Source organism: Pseudomonas sp. S9, assembly GCF_000222125.1.
GTDB classification, from domain to species: Bacteria; Pseudomonadota; Gammaproteobacteria; order Pseudomonadales; family Pseudomonadaceae; genus Aquipseudomonas; species Aquipseudomonas segetis.
This window is the reverse complement of the sequence record NZ_AFFX01000011.1, coordinates 1-15,711: the sequence shown is the minus strand read 5'-3', so window position 1 is coordinate 15,711 and position 15,711 is coordinate 1. Positions and strand designations below refer to the sequence as shown.

The following is a 15,711-nucleotide window of genomic DNA, read 5'->3' as shown; positions in this document are numbered from 1 at the left end:
GACCCTGCGAGCGAAAACACCTGCCGCTCGCCAATAAATGCAGCCATAAAAAACGGCGCCATGAAAGGCGCCGCTTTTTGCCTGGGGATAGGTGCGCAGCGCACCCGTCTTATTTTTCCAGAATGGCCGTCACACCTTGTCCGCCAGCGGCGCAAATGGAGATCAAGCCACGGGCCTGGGTTTGCTCGGCAGCCGCCAGCAACTTGGCAAGATTGGCCACAATACGCCCGCCAGTTGCCGCGAATGGATGGCCAGCGGCCAGCGAACTGCCTTTGACGTTCATCTTGCTGCGATCGATCGAACCCAGGGGTTTATCCAGGCCCAGGCGCGTCTTGCAGTACTCGGGATCTTCCCATGCCTTGAGGGTGCACAAGACCTGCGCGGCAAAGGCTTCATGAATCTCGTAGAAGTCGAAGTCTTGCAAGCTCAGGTTGTTACGCGCCAACAGCCGAGGCACGGCGTAGACCGGGGCCATAAGCAAGCCCTCGGCGCCATCGACAAAATCCACCGCAGCGGCTTCACCATCACGCCAATAGGCCAGGATCGGTAGCCCACGAGCCTTCGCCCACTCTTCACTGGCGAGCAGCACCAGGGAAGCGCCGTCGGTCAGGGGGGTTGAGTTTGCCGCAGTCAGGGTACCGCGTGAGCTGCGCTCGAATACGGGCTTCAGGGTTGCGAGCTTTTCGATGTCGATATCGGGACGAAGGTTGTTATCGCGGGTCAGGCTGCGAAATGGCGTCAGCAAATCATCATGCCAACCCTCAGCGTATCCCGCCGCCATTTTCTGATGGCTTGCGACGGCCAGCTGATCCTGCTCATCGCGCGGAATCATCCATGTTTGCGCCATCAACTCACAGTGCTCGCCCATCGACAAGCCGGTGCGTGGCTCGCCATTGCGCGGCAGCGAGGGCGCCAAATGGCGGGGGCGGATCTTCAGCAGGGTCTTGATCTTGTCAGCGGTGGACTTGCTGCGATTGGCCTCGAGCAGAATCTTGCGCAAGCCCTCGTTGACCCCGATGGGCGCATCCGAGGTCGTATCGACACCTCCGGCGATGCCGCACTCGATCTGGCCCAAGGCAATTTTGTTGGCGACCAGTAGCGCTGCTTCAAGCCCGGTGCCACAGGCTTGCTGAATATCATAGGCCGGGGTTTGCGGGGACAGCAAAGAGCCCAGCACGCACTCACGCGTCAGGTTGAAATCCCGTGAATGCTTGAGTACCGCGCCAGCCACCACCTCGCCAAGACGCTCGCCATGCAGGTTGAAGCGCTCGACCAGACCACCCAGCGCGCTGGTGAGCATCTCCTGATTGCTGGCCGTGGCATATGCCGTATTGGAGCGTGCGAACGGGATACGATTGCCGCCGATAATGGCAACGCGACGCAGTTGGGTCATGAGTGACTCCTTGCGAAAATAAAGTTTGAGTGTCGCATAGGCTAGCCGGTAACCGCAGTTTCGCATTGACCAGCGCGCCAGCCCAATAAAGATTCAAGTCAATTGCTGCATACTGTTGTCACAGTAGAGTGAATAACTTCTGATGGCTAAAGAACTGTATCGCATTGCCTTTGCCAGCCGTTTTCAGAAGACCCTTAGCTCACTTCTTTGTTCAGCGTGCAGGAGCCTTTCATGTCTGACCGTTATCTCTCTTTCGCCAACTCAGCCACTGGCCGCCGCGTTGTCAGCGCCTTGGGCCTGCCCGCACCGCTAAGGCTGGAACGCTGGACAGCCGGGCGCAATCGTCCGGTCGATGGCGCCATACTGCTTAGCAGCGGCCCGATGAGCAAGGTTATCAGTGGCTTTGCCAACAAGCTCAGCGATCAAATATTTGCCAACGAAGAAGGCAGCTTCGACCTGCCACGCTGGACCGCAGAGCACTCGCCAAAACTCAAGGCGCTGGTGTTTGATGCCAGCGAGCTGACCCGTTTCGAGCAGCTCGGCGCACTGCGTGAGTTCTTCCAACCTGCCTTCAAGGGGCTGGGCAGTTGCCCCCATGTGGTAGTGATCGGCCGCCCACCGCAAAGTATCAAGGACCCTGTCGCGGCCAGCGTGCAGCGCTCGCTTGAAGGCTTTACCCGCTCACTGGGCAAAGAGATACGTCGCGGCGGCACAGTGCAACTGCTCTATGTCGGCAAAGGTGGAGAAACCCAGCTGGAGGGTGCGCTGCGCTTCTTCCTGTCGCCCAAAAGCGCCTACGTATCAGGCCAGGTGCTGCACCTGGGCGCCTGCAGCGCCGAGGTCAAGGACTGGACACGTCCACTGACGGGCAAGACCGCGCTGGTCACTGGCGCCTCCCGTGGCATTGGGGCGGCAATCGTCGAGACCCTGGCCCGAGACGGGGCCGATGTCGTCCTACTGGATGTTCCCGCCATGCAGGATGACCTTGAGGCCTTGGCGGCGCGCCTGGGCGGGCGCAGCATCGCACTGGATATCTGCGCCGAGAACGCTGCACAGATACTGCTTGAAGCATTGCCTGAAGGTCTCGATATCCTGGTACATAACGCTGGAATTACCCGCGACAAAACGCTGGCGAAAATGAGCGACGGCTTCTGGAACTCGGTCATCAACGTTAACGTCAACGCCCCCCTGGCTCTCACCCAGGCGCTACTTGATGCGAACAAGCTGCATGAAGAGGCGCGCCTGGTGCTTATTTCCTCGATTAGCGGCATCGCCGGCAACATGGGGCAAACCAACTACGCAACCAGCAAGGCTGGGGTCATTGGCGTGACCCAGTCAATGGCCCCGGTCTTGGGCAAGCAGAACATCAGCATCAATGCAGTGGCGCCTGGTTTTATTGAAACGCAAATGACCGCCTCCATCCCGCTCACCTTGCGCGAAGCGGGCAGGCGCATGAACTCGATGGGCCAGGGAGGCTTGCCACAGGATGTAGCCGAAGCGGTGGCCTGGTTTGCCCAACCCACCTCAGGCGCAGTGACCGGCCAGGTCTTGCGGGTTTGTGGACAAAGCCTGCTGGGCGCCTGAGCCGCCAATAACTGGCGCGAACGCTTCACCTTGCCCGAGGTGAAGCGAGGCCTAGCTGCGCCCCCGGTTCCGAAACTCGACCGGGGTCAGGCCAACCCAGCGCTTGAATGCTCGATAGAAGGTGCTGGGCTCAGAGAAGCCGGTGAGTTCGACTATGACTTCGATACGCTCATCAGTATTGAGCAACAGGTCCTTGGCCAGGCGGCAGCGGTAATCACTGACCAAGTCATTGAAGCGCACACCGGAGGTGGTCAAGCGCTCGCGCAAACGCCGACTTGTCATGCCCAGGCGCAGCGACACTTGCTCCAGGGTTGCACGGTTGTCAATCACCAGTTCGGCAATCAGCTCGCGCACGTTATTGACCAGGTCAATGCGCTCAATTTCAATCAACTTCCGTTGCGCCAATAGATCATGCATCTGCAGCAGTTCAGGCTGCGCCAGCGCCGATGACCTGTTCAGGATTGAACTGTCAAACACCAAGGCATAACGCTCGCTTCCCAGGTATGTAGGGCAACCATACACCGCTCGATATTGCTCTGCCGATGCACCCCGTTGATGGGTGAAATGCACTTCGTAAAGGACGAACTCATCTTCTGTCAGGGCGTTGAACAATCGAATGACAGCCCCGGCCAGCACCTCCGCAAAGTGACGCGACAGGTCGCTGGCTGCCGCCAAGGTCAGGACCGCGCGGTCGCCTTCGACATCGAGGCGGGCATTCAAGGTATCGGAAAGCAGGCGTATGTAACGCAAGGCATGACGCAGCCCTGCGCCGAAGGTTTCACTCGAGAAAAACAAGTACTCCAGCAACAGGCCCTGGTAGACAGGCAGGTGCTTGACAAGAAACAAACCCGCGTGTTCTTCGCCCGTCTCATCAATCACCGCCTGCCAAAACAAGGCTTGAAGCGCGTGAGGAAAACGCTTGGGGGGCAGCTCCCCTGCTTGCAGACCAATGCGTGCCAGGACGTTGGCAGGATCAGTCCCGCTGGCTTGTAATGCGGCGATTACCGGCCGCATCAACGCAATATCATCCGTAAGATCGCGCATGCTCATGACTTCTTATGACTGTGTGATACCAGCGCTGCATCTCGATGCAGCTTTGCCAGGCCGGTTCAAGCAGGCATCTTGCATCATTACCGAACGGTTGAGGCCAAACTATTGTCCAACCACCTGTTGACTGGCATGACAGGCGCTTGAGCGAAGTGGCCAATGCTTGAGGCTTGGCAGCCACTAAGCTGCTGACAACGTTTAAATGAGGCGCATACTAATGACGATCCAATGGCGTGACCTTGATACCGTGTCGGCACATCCGGGGCTGTACCTGCAGGCGGTATTGCACCGCAGCGTCACGGGCAAGACGCTGCCGGATCTCGGCCTGCGCGCACAAATCACCATCGATCCGCGCAACCTGGCGGACTATCGAAAAGTCTGCGGTATTGTCGAGTCCAGCCTGTTGCCTCCAGCCTACCCGCATGTGCTCGCATTCCCCCTGCAATTGAGACTGCTCACCGACAAGCGTTTCCCCTTCCCCTTGCTCGGCCTGGTTCACCTGGAAAATAGTATCCAGGTATTACGCCCGCTCGCGGGGCTTGGCCCGTTCACCATCAGCGTGCATGCCGAAAACCTCAAGCCCCACGACAAAGGCGCCGTATTCAGCATCATCACCCGCCTGGAAGACCAACTCGGCCTGCTTTGGCAAGGCGACAGCCGGATCCTGTGTCGCGGCGTCAAGCTCGATGCCAGCCCAGAAACCGCACCGGAGTTGGAGGACATGCAACTGAACGAGATCGCGCACTGGCATGCGCCAAGTGATATTGGCCGACGCTATGCAAAGGTTTCTGGCGACTACAACCCTATCCACATGTCGGCACTGAGCGCCAAGCTGTTTGGTTTCCCGCGGGCAATCGCCCATGGCCTGTGGAACAAGGGCCGCGTGCTGGCCGAGTTGGCCAACCAGCTTCCAGACAGCGGTTACCAGCTTTATGTGCGCTTCAAAAAACCGCTGCTGCTGCCTGGCGACGTTATCCTCAAAGCCAGCGCCAATGCTCCAAGCGGGCAGTTCGTACTCAACGGGAGCGATGGGGTGCCGCACTTGCAAGGGCAATGGCAGCCCCTAGACGGCTAACCCATGCCGCGCTGTGCAATCACGGCCCATGCCGGTGTTTCCTGAGCGGCGCGCCAAAGCGCGCTTGCACAGTCTCAAGATCCATCACAAGCTACGCGCCTTGAAAGGAGCGCAGCATGAACATCACCGAACTCACCCGCCGCCTGCACGCTATTCGTGATCACAACGACTGGCGCCAATTTCACAGCCCTAAAAACCTGGCGATGGCCGCCAGTGTCGAAATGGCCGAGCTGGTTGAAATTTTCCAGTGGCTGAGCGAACAGCAATCCCGCGAGCTGCCCAGCGATGTACTCGAACACGCCGGGCAGGAAGTGGGCGATATCATTCTGTATCTTGTGCTGCTGTGCAGCGAGTTGGGGTTGGACATGGACCAGGTCGTACGCGCCAAGCTGGCCGACAGCGAGAGGCGGTTCTCGGCATGAAGGACCGGCATTTTGATGAGCTCGCCACCCGCTTTGCCGAGAAAATCTACGGCGGCGCCAAAGGTGCAATTCGCCTTGCTGTCTTGCAAGCTGACCTTGCCGAAGCCCTGCCCGAACGCCCATTGCGGGTGCTGGATATTGGCGCGGGGTTGGGCCATATGTCCTTGTGGCTGGCGCAGCGCGGCCATCAGCTGACCTTGGCCGAGCCTGCCGAACCGATGCTGAACGGCGCCCGCGAGCGATTCGCCGAGGCCGGTATCGAGGCCACTTTCATCCAGGCGCCCTGGCAAGACCTGCTTGGCCAGGGTCATCAACCTTATGACCTGGTTATTTGCCACGCAGTGCTGGAATGGCTGGCCGAACCACAGGCCATTCTACCGGTGCTGCATCAGCTCACTGCGCCGGGAGGCTGGTTGTCGCTGGCCTTTTATAACAAGGATGCCTTGATCTACCGCAACCTGCTCAAAGGGCATTTTCGCAAGCTACGCAAAGCCGAGTTTTCCGGTGAAAAACAAAGCCTGACACCACAACGCCCGGTTGACCCGCATGAACTCGCAACGCAACTTAGTCAGGACTGGCAAGTCGAAATACAAAGTGGCGTAAGGGTTTTCCACGACTACATGCCACGGGATTTTCAGCTAAAGGCAGAACTCATCGACCTTTTAGAGATGGAACTCGCTTACCGACGGCACCCGACATTTTCAGGTTTAGGTCGCTACCTGCACTGGATCTGCCGTCCACGTTAAAGGAGTCGCATGATGAAGCATGCAGTAACCTTGATTTTGAGCCTGACAGCGCTGCTTGCCCTGGCTGGCTGCCAGTCCGGCAACCCGTATCAAGCGTCCTCCGAGCCATTGCCACCTGCACCGGTGCAAGCAGCCGGGCATGTCGGCCTGAGCGCCTATCCCGCCCCACCACGGGACTACGGACGCTATCGCAGCTGGGCCTGCGCAAATAAGCAGCTCCCCGCCGGCAGCGCTTGGGCGAGCAGTGAAATGATCGGCAGCGCAGTGAGCAATAGCCTCGACCGCGCCGGTCTACGTCCGGTTCAAAGCGGTAAAACCGCTGATTTGTGGGTCACTGCCAGCGTGCGCCTGGAAACCCGCCTGCGCCAGGCCTACGATCAAGGAGGGGTCTACTACGGGGCTGGCAGCGGCTATTATGATCGCTATGATCGATACGGCGCTTATGGCAGCGTGCCCATAGTGCGCACCTATCAGGAAGAAGTTGCTGTGGTGCGAATTGATCTTTTCGACAGCCGCGACGGCCAACCCATCTGGAGCGGCTCGGCCACGGCGCTCAGCGGCAGCGATGAAAGCGAACGCAGTAAAGCCCTGCGCGAAGCCACGAATAACGCGCTCTCAAGCTATCCGCCAAATTGAACGGCTCAGTTTCAAGACCGACTGTTTCGCCAGGTGGCCAAGGCCAGACTTGCATGCATCAATAAACCTTAAGTTACTGCCGGAGACACGCAATGAAACGCCATTTGTTATTACTCGCCAGTATCTTGCTGCTTGGCGCCTGCCAGGGCATCCAGGTTGATCGCGACTACGACACCAACCGTGACTTTGCCAGCTACCAGAGCTGGTCGTGGAAAACCCCTGCCCTGACCTACTCGCCAGATGATCCACGCATCAAGAGCGACCTGACAGAGCAACGCATCCGTGATGCGCTAAAGGACCAGTTTGAGCAACGAGGCTTACGCGCGGCACCGGCCAACACCCAGGGCGATCTCAGCGTCCAGGTTGCGCTTATCGTAGACGACCGGCAAAACCTGTACACAACCAACTACGGCGGAGGCTGGAATAACGCCTGGGGTGGTGGCTACTGGGGCGGACCGATCTACACCGAAACCCAGACGGTCGACTACAAGGTCGGCACCTTGCAGGTAGACCTCTACGACGGCAAGGACAACAAACTGGTATGGCGCGGCAGCGCACAGCAAGTCATGCCGCGCAATACCCTTAGCCCAACCGAGCGCGAAGCCGCGATCCGCGAAACCGTGGCCAAGGTGCTCAGCCAATACCCTCCGCATTGATGATCACCCCTCATCGACTCAGCCACCGACCTGCCGAGGCGCGTGACCTGCTCATCATTGCCACCTTTATGCAGAGTGCCGAAGAACTGTTCTACAGCTATCCCAAGGCGAGCTGGCCACTCACGCCAGCTCAGGTCGCCGATGCAATCGACAAACGCTGCGGCAGCACGGTTGTCTTGCTCAACGATGAAGTAGTCGGCTTTGCCAACTATTATCAATGGCAGGAAGGCCTCTATTGCGCGCTCGGCAATGTGATGGTGGCGCCCAATGCCCGTGGCAAAGGCATCGCGCGCCACCTGATCATGATCATGGAGGAGCAGGCACGCACCCAGTTGCGCGCCAAGCGTATGCGCCTGTCATGCTTCAACGGCAATACCGCAGGCCTGCTGCTCTACAGCCAACTGGGATATAAGCCCTACGCCATAGTCGAGCGCGAAACCCCAGACGGCATGCGCGCCGCATTAATCCAGATGGACAAAGCCTTATGACCAACACAACCGCTCAGCGCGTCTTGATAGTAGTCACCAGCGGGCCAAGCACGGCAGCACGTTGCGCCGCGCCGTTCTACACCGCCACCCTGCTGGCCTGCATGGACGCGCAAGTGACTGTCTTCCTCAGCGGCGAGGCGGCACAGCTGGCGCAAGCCGAGGTGGCCGACAACCTTTATGCCGCCGCAGATGGCGAGTCCGTCAGGCACTTTATCCAGCAGGCCAAGAGCGCAGGCGTACGCTTGTTGATGTGCCGGGCGCCGGGCCTTGTGATCGACGAAAGTGGTCTTATCCCCGAGCTGGATGACATCGCCAGCGGCGGCGAGCTGGCCCAGATGATTCTTGAGTACGAAAAAGTCCTGAGCCTATGAAACTGAACACCCTGGAGTTCCCCGATAACCTGCTCTATGCCCCGGACCACAACCTCTGGCTGCGCGAGGAAACCGACGCCACGCTAACCATTGGCCTCAGCGCTTATGGCTGCGCCAGTTACGGCCAGATATTCGCCTTCACCCCCAAGCGGGACGGCCAGGTCATTGAGGCGGACCGCAGCTTTGGTATCGTCGAGTTCGCCAAGGCGGCGTCCTCTGCCCGCTCCCCCATCGCCGGAACCTTGATTGCCAGCAATAGCGAAGTAGTGCGTCGCCCGGCGCTAATCAACCAGGACTGCTACGGCGCAGGCTGGATGATCCGCCTGCAACCCAATGATTGGACCAGCGCCCGCCAGCAACTGCTGACCGGCGATGAAGCCCTGGCCGCCTTCGCCGAACGCATGCGCCTGGATGGCTTCAACCCGGATGATAACGGCGTTCAAGCACTGCGCTGAACTGACCCATTGCGTAACCTGCCATTCGACTGATGAATGCTGCTTAGAGCCTGCACCCTCCTCTGCTAGCGTGGCGCTTATCGGCAATCGCGAGGACATTGGCATGCAAGCGCAGGACCTGGCAGTAAACGGCATCAACCTGCATCTACACATGGCTGGCCCCGAAAATGGCAGGCCGGTCTGGCTGCTGCACGGTTTCCCCGAATGCTGGCATTCATGGCGCGAGCAAATACCGGCGCTGGCTGGCGCAGGTTATCGCGTGTTTATCCCGGAAATGCGCGGCTACGGCCGCAGTGACGCCCCGCAAGCCGTCGAGGCCTACGACGTGCTGACAATCTGCGCCGATATCCAGGCCTGCATGAGCGCATTCAACCAGCACGACGCCTGCATCATCGGCCATGACTGGGGCGCGATGATCGCCTGGCACCTCGCCCAACTCGAACCGCAGCGGGTCAGCACATTGGTAGCCATGTCCGTGCCCTTCGCCGGACGCGGCAAGCGCCCGGCAATCGAAGTCATGCGCGAACTCTTTGCCGAGCGCTTCAACTACATCCTCTACTTTCAGCAACCCGGCGTGGCCGAGCAGGAACTGGATGCCGACATAGCGCGCAGCCTGCGCATCTTTATGCAAGGCGCCAGTTCAAGTGACTTGCTACTGCAAGACCGCCCAGCCAACAGCAGGTTATTCGACGGCATCGAAACACCCAATGAGCTGCCTCAATGGTGCAGTGAAAACGACTTTCAGGCCTATGTTGAAACCTTCCGCAAACACGGCTTTCACGGCGCCCTCAACTGGTACCGCAACTTCGAGCGCAACTGGCAGAAAATCGAGCATTTGCAGGATGTAAAAATCACCCAACCCACCCTGTTCCTGGTCGGCGACAAAGACCCAGTCGCCACCCTCGAAGCCCACACAATCAGCCGCATGCCAAGCCGCGTCAACAACCTGGAACAACACCAGCTAAGCGACTGCGGCCACTGGATACAAAGCGAAAAAGCCAAAGAGGTAAATAAGCTGCTGCTGGGGTTTCTGGCGAAACACTTCCCCGCGTAGGGCGCGACAATTCAAAGACTGTCCGCCCAGGTTCTGACCCCGCGATCACAACCGAGAAATACCCTAGCCACACCAGGCCAATGGTGGATAAAAAAGCGGATAGCAAGACTTCCTAGGGTGCGACAACGCGAAGCTTGTCCACCAAAGCACTAGCCCAAGCACGAAATTGCTTTACGGAGTGCAGATAAATTGAGAGCGGGAAATGGCGGAAGACAGTGGAAGTTGAACCCTACAATTTACTATGTCATTGCTGCTCTGACCCGCTCAGTGCAAGGGCTTGAGCTTTTTGCTCTGCTTGAATTTGCACATAAAAGCGCTTTGTTTTCGATATTTTTTCGACACATAGAGTCTTGATATCTACCCTCTACTTGACTGATGTGGCACATTCGTATCAGTCCGTATTTCTGCTTGCAGCAGAAAAATAAAACGTGGTCTGTCCCCTGATACTTCGTTCCTTTGGTTGGAGGTCTAATTGGCGGCAGCTTCGACTCAATCACAACAAATACGATTGGAAACGTGGCAAGAGATACTTTCATTGTCTTGGATTAGTGAGCATAGCCTAACAATCGCAGGCACGGCGGGGAGCCCTCATGTATTCGCATGTATTTTTTGGTGTCACTGACTTTGAACGGGCTTTAGCTTTCTATAACTTATTGATGTCTTGCTTGGGCCTAGAACCCCGTTTCTGTGATCGAAATAGGCCTTGGGCCGGCTGGCATAGCGCTGGAGGCACTCAACCTCTCTTCCTCATAGGAAAACCATACAATAAACAGCCGCATAGTTGTGGCAACGGCAGCATGGTGGCTTTTCAAGCAAATAACCGTGCAATAGTTGATGCCGCCCATAAAACAGCACTAATCAACGGTGGTATTTGCGAGGGTAAACCAGGCTTGCGCCCTGAATATCATGAAAACTATTACGGCGCATACTTCAGAGATCCTGATGGCAACAAAATCTGTATTGCTTGTCACATACCTGAAAGCGAAGCTAATGCCTAAATGCGCTCAAATCGTTCGCTTCGCTCACTGGGACGGACTAAAGCCCGCCCCTTAAACAAACGTTAGGTGCCTCCGGCATGAATAGTTACCATGCTCCACAGAGCGAACTAGCAATAGGAGACAGACCACGTTTTCCAGCACCTTCGATTCAACCCCCGCTTGCCCCTACGACTCTCGGTTGAGGCCAGAAAATGGCGGAAGGCAGTGGGAGTCGAACTCAGTATATAGCGTTCTAGAATGTTGTATTACAACGTATACCGGGGGCCATTCAAGCAGCAAGGTGTCGTTTCGTTGCTTTACCTCACTATGATTTCGACACTTTTTCGACGCTTTTTTTGAAGTTTACAACAAGACCACGCCCAGCAGCATCTGGATCAATTTCAATATTAAACCACCTCAATCCTGTCATATCCGTAACTTCGCCATTCTTTTTTAAATATCTAAAAAACGAATTAAAAACCTCAACTTTCCCCTCATCAGCTTGTATCTCGCGACCAGAAACTGTGACTAACTTAGAATCGATTAAACTTTCCAGCGCATCGATTACTCTTTTCTTATACTCATTTTCAAGAAAGTGAACCCCACGCGGCATTGTTGGAAGAATTTCGCTTTTCAATATAAACCCGACTATCAATAACTGCGTCACACCATATTTTTTATATGCATCAAGGATAGCGTCATCTTTTTTCTCAAGTAACAATTTGTTGTATTTTCTATAAACTGCCACAACCCTCCCGCGCTTATATCTCTTACTCCATTCATAAACCTGAACAACGCCACCAAAAATACCAATAACCAAAATCAGAAACAATGGCCCATACACTAGCGTTCGCGACACAATAGTTTTAACAGACGAGCTAAAGACAGCTTCAGATGACAAAGAACTCTCACCCTTGGCATTATTTATTAGCAAATCCAGCGTTTCAATATTTGCAATCTTCCCAATAGGTATAATTTTAGGAGCAACACCGGAATCATGCAGCACTAAAAGCTTTATGCTAAACGATTGACCTTTATCAATTATCACATTCGAAAACTCTATCTTATCGCCCCCTACCTTTTTTATATCTAGTGCTTTTTCTAAATAATTATTTGATGCATAAACTAATGATGGTTGAGCAGCAAGAACTCCATTCTCTATGACTAGCCCTACTGGATCAGCTTCATCATAATAGCTTTTAAGTACTGACCCACGCCCCTGATTGACCACATTAACGACTATAGCTTTTAGTTCTTGATTAGATTTTGACAGACTTTTTCCATCATAAATAATATCCAATAATCCTATTTTTTCTTTAACATCAAAAACACTTGAATCCGAAATTACGACAAAATTCAAGTCAGGCTTATCATCCTTATAGAAGCCTGTATAAATTGAAACCCCACCAAAAATCACAGCAAGCAAAAAACCATGAAAAGACCATGAGTACACTCTGTCTAAGCTCTTTACTTTTTCAATTAAATTCATCAACCGCCCCTTTCAGTCAAAGAACATCTAATTTGACAGACATAACCAAATGCATTTCAAGTCACAAAAACAACACATCAGAGTGCTTTACTAACAGTCTGCATCACCACTTTCAACACAAGCTTTTATTCAGTTCTAAACACAAACTTTCTTTTGGAGTAAAAATCTTTATAAGTTTTTGAGTCAACTGTAGAAATCTCAGGTATCTCACCTGTCTTCATTACAGCTTGAAGCGCTGAACTATCAAGGCTATTCACACCGCTACTACGCATTATTTTAGCGCCTGTGATTCTTCCCAACCTATCAATATCGATTTGTATCTCGACACTTTTCCCTTTTGGTAAAGCTTCGGGTTGCTTCCAGTTCTTGCTTACTCGCTCAACAATTATCTCGTCTAGCATAGATGCTATTTCATCTTGACCAAATATTGAGTTGTCCTGCTCAACAACTTCTGCCTTGCCGCATCTAATTTTTTTATCAAGACGTTCAAAACTTGCAATTTTTTTCTCTAACTTCAAAGCTTGCAAGCAATCTTTTTCTGTTGACCAGGTAGATGCTGCCACAGCTTGCGGTTCTGTTGTTGCCAGCGGATTGGCCAGCGTTACCGTTAATATCCATATAAACATATCAAACTCCTGGTTAATTACGGGCATACCAACGCCTAGCAACTTCTTTTGTAATCGCTATCCCGCGCTTTGACTGCTCAAGTTTGAATCAGCTTCGTTATAGCTTGGGGATATCTGTCCGCGTTCGGGGTCTATCTCCCCCTTCCACAGCCATAGTTCGTATTGTGGAAAGACTCTAAGCACCTCTTCCATATCCTCAATTCGCGCTTTCACCTTTCGGTTCGTCGCAACTGTTTGCCACCTCTGGCGCTCAGTGATGGCTGTGCACTCAGCAAGCTTTGCAGCGCCTATATGGCGCACAAGAGTTCTAAGCCTGTCTTCTATCATTCCAAAAAGCTCTAAATGATTAATAAATAATTTATCGATAAATTATTTATTAATGTTAGGATTCCCCTGCCGATAAATAGTTTATTAGCTATTTATCTCTACTGACACGAATAGTGACGGAACAAGCATGGAACTGGAAGAGCTAGATACTTCAAAGCTGATCGGGCCTCAACAAGACCTTGAAACCATTGAGTCTTGGGCTGAGCGAAATGGAGTCGCTTACGGCGTTGTACGCGCCTGGGCAATGAAAGGTGTGCTGCCAACCTTGAAGCTCGGTAAGCGTCGGATGATCAACAGCACCATGCTTCGCAGTTGGCTCCTGGAGCAGGAGTGGACAGCATGAAGCTCGTCACTATCACCGCCTTGGCAGAGTTGTGCAACGTGCCCTCCTACGTTGCTCACCAGTGGGTTCAATCAGGTCAGATCCCATCGTTAAAGGTGGGCAAGACCCGATACATCGATATCGACAAGTTGACTCAACGACCTAGCGACAAGGAATAGTGCTAATGAGCCGCCTAGACGCCCAATTAAAGCTCCGTTTACCTGCTGCACTACGTGCCCAGGTCGAACAAGCCGCAAAGGCATCACGCCGCTCTATAAATGCAGAGCTAATCATTCGTCTAGAAGCCAGCTTTGCCCAGGTCAAACAAAGTCAGGAGGACGCCCAGTGATCAACATCACCAACGGACGACTAGGGGAGAGCATGTGCTATGACGCTCAACCGCTACCTGCATCAACCCCACGCCGAGAACTGCGCCTGCTCTGTATGTTGGACACTGGCCGAAATGGCAAAGCCCGTTCTCTACCAGTCCACACCCTGCAACGACTGCAAACCCCGTGGGCTGCCGTATCTCGTCAATGGCCGCTGGTACTGCCAGACGGCTTCCAAATGCGCGAAACACACGCCCAGCAACCGACCTCCCAAGTATTGGAGCGTTATTCACGACTCGGGCAAGCCGGTGCCTTACGTCCCAACATGGGGGTTCACCAATGACCTTTTGGGGAACGGGCATAACGTGGACTGAGCTAGCAATAGTCAGCACCTGCGTCACGATCAATCTCAGTATTGTTTGGGCGATTTTCCGATGATCACTTTACAAATCATCTTGGCAGTCATCTTTTGCGTTGCTGCCTTCGAGATCTGTCGCAGTGAGGTTGCTAAATCAAAGTCAGCCTTTCGCACTGCACGCTATCTAGTCGCACTGCTCTGGCACTGGTCGATTCCCTTTGTGTTTGTCTGTCTAGCCGCTTCTGTCGTTTCCATCCTGGGCATTCAGCAAGGGCTTATGCAGGTAACCGATGTGCTGGATGAAGCGATTCAACAAGCCGTCCAAGCCTGCGGGGTAGCCGAGCAACCGCCTGACAGTAGATCGCCGTCTGAGTCCGGGACAGCTTCACCGTCGCGGGCTTAGAGGGCGAAACGGGATAACAAGGGCATGGCCCTTGGTTTTAAACAGGCAACACAAACCACGAATTTAGCGACTTAACAGAAACGCCGCTTCGAACTGAAAACCACACTCCGGAAAAACTGAAAGTTATCCGGTGCGGGAAAACTCAGCCCGAAGAAAGGCAAAACCGCGCAATCAAGCGCACTTCAAAGAGGTGGTAAACATGGCTCGTTCAACTATGGAAGTTGCATTTCTCGGCACTCAGAAACTGGCATTCAGCCAAAACGGCAACGATGTAAAGATCGTCAAAGTGTTCTACGGCGATGAACCCGACGGCATCACTGAAAACGGTTTGTCCATTGTCAGCATGGACGTGCCGAATGAAGTCTCTGATGAAGTGTTCGCCGCCGGTTCTCAGTTTGATCCGCTGCAACAAGTGCGCATCACCTTCGAGGTTGCGCGTGCTGGCAAACAGAAAGGCAACAATCTTGCTGTCCACATCGAGGCCGTAGAAAAGCCCGGCACTCGTTCTGCACCGACCCCAACACCAACCCCGTCCAATACCGAGCCCAACACCAACCCCGTCCAGCACTGGCACGGCCAAACCATCCGACTCGGCAAAAGCCAGCTAATCGGAGGGCATGACCGTGCTGATAGTTGATCGCGTCGTCTGCAATCTCTGCCTGCGTGTGATGGGCCAGTTGCATAACACAGCGCCTGATCAGTCCGACTTTTTGGCTGATCTGTCTCAACCGCCTTACTACACGGTCTGCCCTGACTGCTCGCTAACTGGCGAGCCTGAAATTAAACCTGTCGCTGAGCTGGCGAGCGACGAATGAATTTTCTGGCGTGTGAGGGCGATTGGTTAGTCAGCGCAGAGGGCGTGCCCACCTGCAACGGCTCGCTGGTATCCCTCACACAACAGGAAATGCAGGACCTGAACGGCTCTGCACTCACTTGGGACCAGGTAAGCGAAC

General features: G+C 54.5%; 20 protein-coding genes. 16 read left to right on the top strand and 4 right to left on the bottom strand.

Annotated features, from left to right (window positions below; all coding sequences use genetic code 11):
• Window positions 1-109 precede the first annotated feature (109 nt).
• Window positions 110-1,393: an acetyl-CoA C-acetyltransferase gene (locus tag PSES9_RS0118825; RefSeq protein ID WP_010489580.1), complete on the bottom strand. Its 1,284-nt coding sequence runs from the start codon at window positions 1,391-1,393 to the stop codon at window positions 110-112.
• A 231-nt stretch (window positions 1,394-1,624) separates the two neighbouring features.
• Here PSES9_RS0118825 and PSES9_RS0118820 point away from each other — a divergent pair, with 231 nt between their 5' ends.
• Window positions 1,625-2,977 carry a 3-oxoacyl-ACP reductase gene (locus PSES9_RS0118820; RefSeq protein WP_010489579.1) on the top strand — a complete coding sequence of 451 codons (1,353 nt, stop codon included), beginning with the start codon at window positions 1,625-1,627 and terminating at the stop codon, window positions 2,975-2,977.
• 51 nt (window positions 2,978-3,028) lie between these two features.
• Here PSES9_RS0118820 and PSES9_RS0118815 read toward each other — a convergent pair whose 3' ends face one another.
• Complete coding sequence (locus PSES9_RS0118815) at window positions 3,029-4,021, bottom strand: AraC family transcriptional regulator (protein WP_010489578.1); 993 nt, start codon at window positions 4,019-4,021, stop codon at window positions 3,029-3,031.
• Window positions 4,022-4,241: 220 nt separating this feature from the next.
• Here PSES9_RS0118815 and PSES9_RS0118810 point away from each other — a divergent pair, with 220 nt between their 5' ends.
• The 10 genes from PSES9_RS0118810 to PSES9_RS0118765 all read left to right on the top strand — a co-directional run bounded on the left by PSES9_RS0118810 (window position 4,242) and on the right by PSES9_RS0118765 (window position 10,925).
• Window positions 4,242-5,099: a MaoC family dehydratase gene (locus PSES9_RS0118810; RefSeq protein WP_010489577.1), complete on the top strand. Its 858-nt coding sequence runs from the start codon at window positions 4,242-4,244 to the stop codon at window positions 5,097-5,099.
• Window positions 5,100-5,215: 116 nt separating this feature from the next.
• Entirely contained in the window at window positions 5,216-5,521 is a 306-nt protein-coding gene (locus PSES9_RS0118805; protein ID WP_010489576.1) for a nucleotide pyrophosphohydrolase, read from the top strand.
• Window positions 5,518-6,267 carry a methyltransferase domain-containing protein gene (locus tag PSES9_RS0118800; RefSeq protein ID WP_010489575.1) on the top strand — a complete coding sequence of 250 codons (750 nt, stop codon included), beginning with the start codon at window positions 5,518-5,520 and terminating at the stop codon, window positions 6,265-6,267. Before PSES9_RS0118805 ends, PSES9_RS0118800 begins: the two co-directional genes overlap by 4 nt.
• Window positions 6,268-6,279: 12 nt before the next feature.
• Complete coding sequence (locus PSES9_RS0118795) at window positions 6,280-6,903, top strand: DUF4136 domain-containing protein (RefSeq protein ID WP_010489574.1); 624 nt, start codon at window positions 6,280-6,282, stop codon at window positions 6,901-6,903.
• Window positions 6,904-6,995: 92 nt separating this feature from the next.
• Window positions 6,996-7,559 (top strand): DUF4136 domain-containing protein, encoded by a 564-nt coding sequence (locus PSES9_RS0118790; RefSeq protein WP_010489572.1) that lies wholly within the window; start codon window positions 6,996-6,998, stop codon window positions 7,557-7,559.
• Complete coding sequence (locus PSES9_RS0118785; protein ID WP_010489571.1) at window positions 7,559-8,047, top strand: GNAT family N-acetyltransferase; 489 nt, start codon at window positions 7,559-7,561, stop codon at window positions 8,045-8,047. The genes PSES9_RS0118790 and PSES9_RS0118785 overlap by 1 nt, the downstream gene beginning before the upstream one ends.
• Window positions 8,044-8,418 (top strand): DsrE family protein, encoded by a 375-nt coding sequence (locus PSES9_RS0118780; RefSeq protein WP_010489569.1) that lies wholly within the window; start codon window positions 8,044-8,046, stop codon window positions 8,416-8,418. The genes PSES9_RS0118785 and PSES9_RS0118780 overlap by 4 nt, the downstream gene beginning before the upstream one ends.
• Window positions 8,415-8,873 carry a glycine cleavage system protein H gene (locus PSES9_RS0118775; RefSeq protein WP_010489567.1) on the top strand — a complete coding sequence of 153 codons (459 nt, stop codon included), beginning with the start codon at window positions 8,415-8,417 and terminating at the stop codon, window positions 8,871-8,873. The genes PSES9_RS0118780 and PSES9_RS0118775 overlap by 4 nt, the downstream gene beginning before the upstream one ends.
• Window positions 8,874-8,976: 103 nt before the next feature.
• Window positions 8,977-9,927: an alpha/beta fold hydrolase gene (locus PSES9_RS0118770; RefSeq protein ID WP_036988362.1), complete on the top strand. Its 951-nt coding sequence runs from the start codon at window positions 8,977-8,979 to the stop codon at window positions 9,925-9,927.
• A 590-nt stretch (window positions 9,928-10,517) separates the two neighbouring features.
• Window positions 10,518-10,925 carry a VOC family protein gene (locus PSES9_RS0118765; RefSeq protein ID WP_029529654.1) on the top strand — a complete coding sequence of 136 codons (408 nt, stop codon included), beginning with the start codon at window positions 10,518-10,520 and terminating at the stop codon, window positions 10,923-10,925.
• Between the two features lie 304 nt (window positions 10,926-11,229).
• Here the strand turns inward: PSES9_RS0118765 and PSES9_RS0118760 are convergent, their stop codons facing one another.
• Together PSES9_RS0118760 and PSES9_RS0118755 are read right to left on the bottom strand one after the other, a co-directional pair.
• Window positions 11,230-12,393 (bottom strand): hypothetical protein, encoded by a 1,164-nt coding sequence (locus tag PSES9_RS0118760; protein ID WP_010489561.1) that lies wholly within the window; start codon window positions 12,391-12,393, stop codon window positions 11,230-11,232.
• A gap of 125 nt (window positions 12,394-12,518) precedes the next feature.
• Window positions 12,519-13,046 carry a TonB family protein gene (locus PSES9_RS0118755; protein WP_029529653.1) on the bottom strand — a complete coding sequence of 176 codons (528 nt, stop codon included), beginning with the start codon at window positions 13,044-13,046 and terminating at the stop codon, window positions 12,519-12,521.
• Between the two features lie 427 nt (window positions 13,047-13,473).
• On the opposite strand from PSES9_RS0118755, the gene PSES9_RS0118745 reads away from it, so the two are divergent.
• The 5 genes from PSES9_RS0118745 (at window position 13,474) to PSES9_RS23910 (ending at window position 15,395) form a co-directional block, all read left to right on the top strand.
• The gene (locus tag PSES9_RS0118745) at window positions 13,474-13,689 is read left to right on the top strand and encodes a hypothetical protein (RefSeq protein WP_010489556.1); all 216 of its coding nucleotides are present in this window, start codon (window positions 13,474-13,476) and stop codon (window positions 13,687-13,689) included.
• Entirely contained in the window at window positions 13,686-13,847 is a 162-nt protein-coding gene (locus PSES9_RS24955) for a helix-turn-helix domain-containing protein (protein WP_138943161.1), read from the top strand. Before PSES9_RS0118745 ends, PSES9_RS24955 begins: the two co-directional genes overlap by 4 nt.
• A 5-nt stretch (window positions 13,848-13,852) precedes the next feature.
• Complete coding sequence (locus PSES9_RS24720; protein WP_010489554.1) at window positions 13,853-14,017, top strand: Arc family DNA-binding protein; 165 nt, start codon at window positions 13,853-13,855, stop codon at window positions 14,015-14,017.
• A gap of 39 nt (window positions 14,018-14,056) precedes the next feature.
• Window positions 14,057-14,371: a lysogeny maintenance protein PflM gene (pflM, locus tag PSES9_RS24715; protein WP_083840292.1), complete on the top strand. Its 315-nt coding sequence runs from the start codon at window positions 14,057-14,059 to the stop codon at window positions 14,369-14,371.
• 586 nt (window positions 14,372-14,957) lie between these two features.
• The gene (locus tag PSES9_RS23910) at window positions 14,958-15,395 is read left to right on the top strand and encodes a hypothetical protein (protein WP_010489550.1); all 438 of its coding nucleotides are present in this window, start codon (window positions 14,958-14,960) and stop codon (window positions 15,393-15,395) included.
• Window positions 15,396-15,711 lie beyond the last annotated feature (316 nt).

Coding starts and splice junctions, on each gene's coding strand:
- PSES9_RS0118825 (WP_010489580.1), bottom strand. CDS start 1,393: ATGACCCAACTGCGTCGCGTTGCCATTATCGGCGGCAATCGTATCCCG.
- PSES9_RS0118820 (WP_010489579.1), top strand. CDS start 1,625: ATGTCTGACCGTTATCTCTCTTTCGCCAACTCAGCCACTGGCCGCCGC.
- PSES9_RS0118815 (WP_010489578.1), bottom strand. CDS start 4,021: ATGCGCGATCTTACGGATGATATTGCGTTGATGCGGCCGGTAATCGCC.
- PSES9_RS0118810 (WP_010489577.1), top strand. CDS start 4,242: ATGACGATCCAATGGCGTGACCTTGATACCGTGTCGGCACATCCGGGG.
- PSES9_RS0118805 (WP_010489576.1), top strand. CDS start 5,216: ATGAACATCACCGAACTCACCCGCCGCCTGCACGCTATTCGTGATCAC.
- PSES9_RS0118800 (WP_010489575.1), top strand. CDS start 5,518: ATGAAGGACCGGCATTTTGATGAGCTCGCCACCCGCTTTGCCGAGAAA.
- PSES9_RS0118795 (WP_010489574.1), top strand. CDS start 6,280: ATGAAGCATGCAGTAACCTTGATTTTGAGCCTGACAGCGCTGCTTGCC.
- PSES9_RS0118790 (WP_010489572.1), top strand. CDS start 6,996: ATGAAACGCCATTTGTTATTACTCGCCAGTATCTTGCTGCTTGGCGCC.
- PSES9_RS0118785 (WP_010489571.1), top strand. CDS start 7,559: ATGATCACCCCTCATCGACTCAGCCACCGACCTGCCGAGGCGCGTGAC.
- PSES9_RS0118780 (WP_010489569.1), top strand. CDS start 8,044: ATGACCAACACAACCGCTCAGCGCGTCTTGATAGTAGTCACCAGCGGG.
- PSES9_RS0118775 (WP_010489567.1), top strand. CDS start 8,415: ATGAAACTGAACACCCTGGAGTTCCCCGATAACCTGCTCTATGCCCCG.
- PSES9_RS0118770 (WP_036988362.1), top strand. CDS start 8,977: ATGCAAGCGCAGGACCTGGCAGTAAACGGCATCAACCTGCATCTACAC.
- PSES9_RS0118765 (WP_029529654.1), top strand. CDS start 10,518: ATGTATTCGCATGTATTTTTTGGTGTCACTGACTTTGAACGGGCTTTA.
- PSES9_RS0118760 (WP_010489561.1), bottom strand. CDS start 12,393: ATGAATTTAATTGAAAAAGTAAAGAGCTTAGACAGAGTGTACTCATGG.
- PSES9_RS0118755 (WP_029529653.1), bottom strand. CDS start 13,046: ATGCCCGTAATTAACCAGGAGTTTGATATGTTTATATGGATATTAACG.
- PSES9_RS0118745 (WP_010489556.1), top strand. CDS start 13,474: ATGGAACTGGAAGAGCTAGATACTTCAAAGCTGATCGGGCCTCAACAA.
- PSES9_RS24955 (WP_138943161.1), top strand. CDS start 13,686: ATGAAGCTCGTCACTATCACCGCCTTGGCAGAGTTGTGCAACGTGCCC.
- PSES9_RS24720 (WP_010489554.1), top strand. CDS start 13,853: ATGAGCCGCCTAGACGCCCAATTAAAGCTCCGTTTACCTGCTGCACTA.
- pflM (WP_083840292.1), top strand. CDS start 14,057: ATGACGCTCAACCGCTACCTGCATCAACCCCACGCCGAGAACTGCGCC.
- PSES9_RS23910 (WP_010489550.1), top strand. CDS start 14,958: ATGGCTCGTTCAACTATGGAAGTTGCATTTCTCGGCACTCAGAAACTG.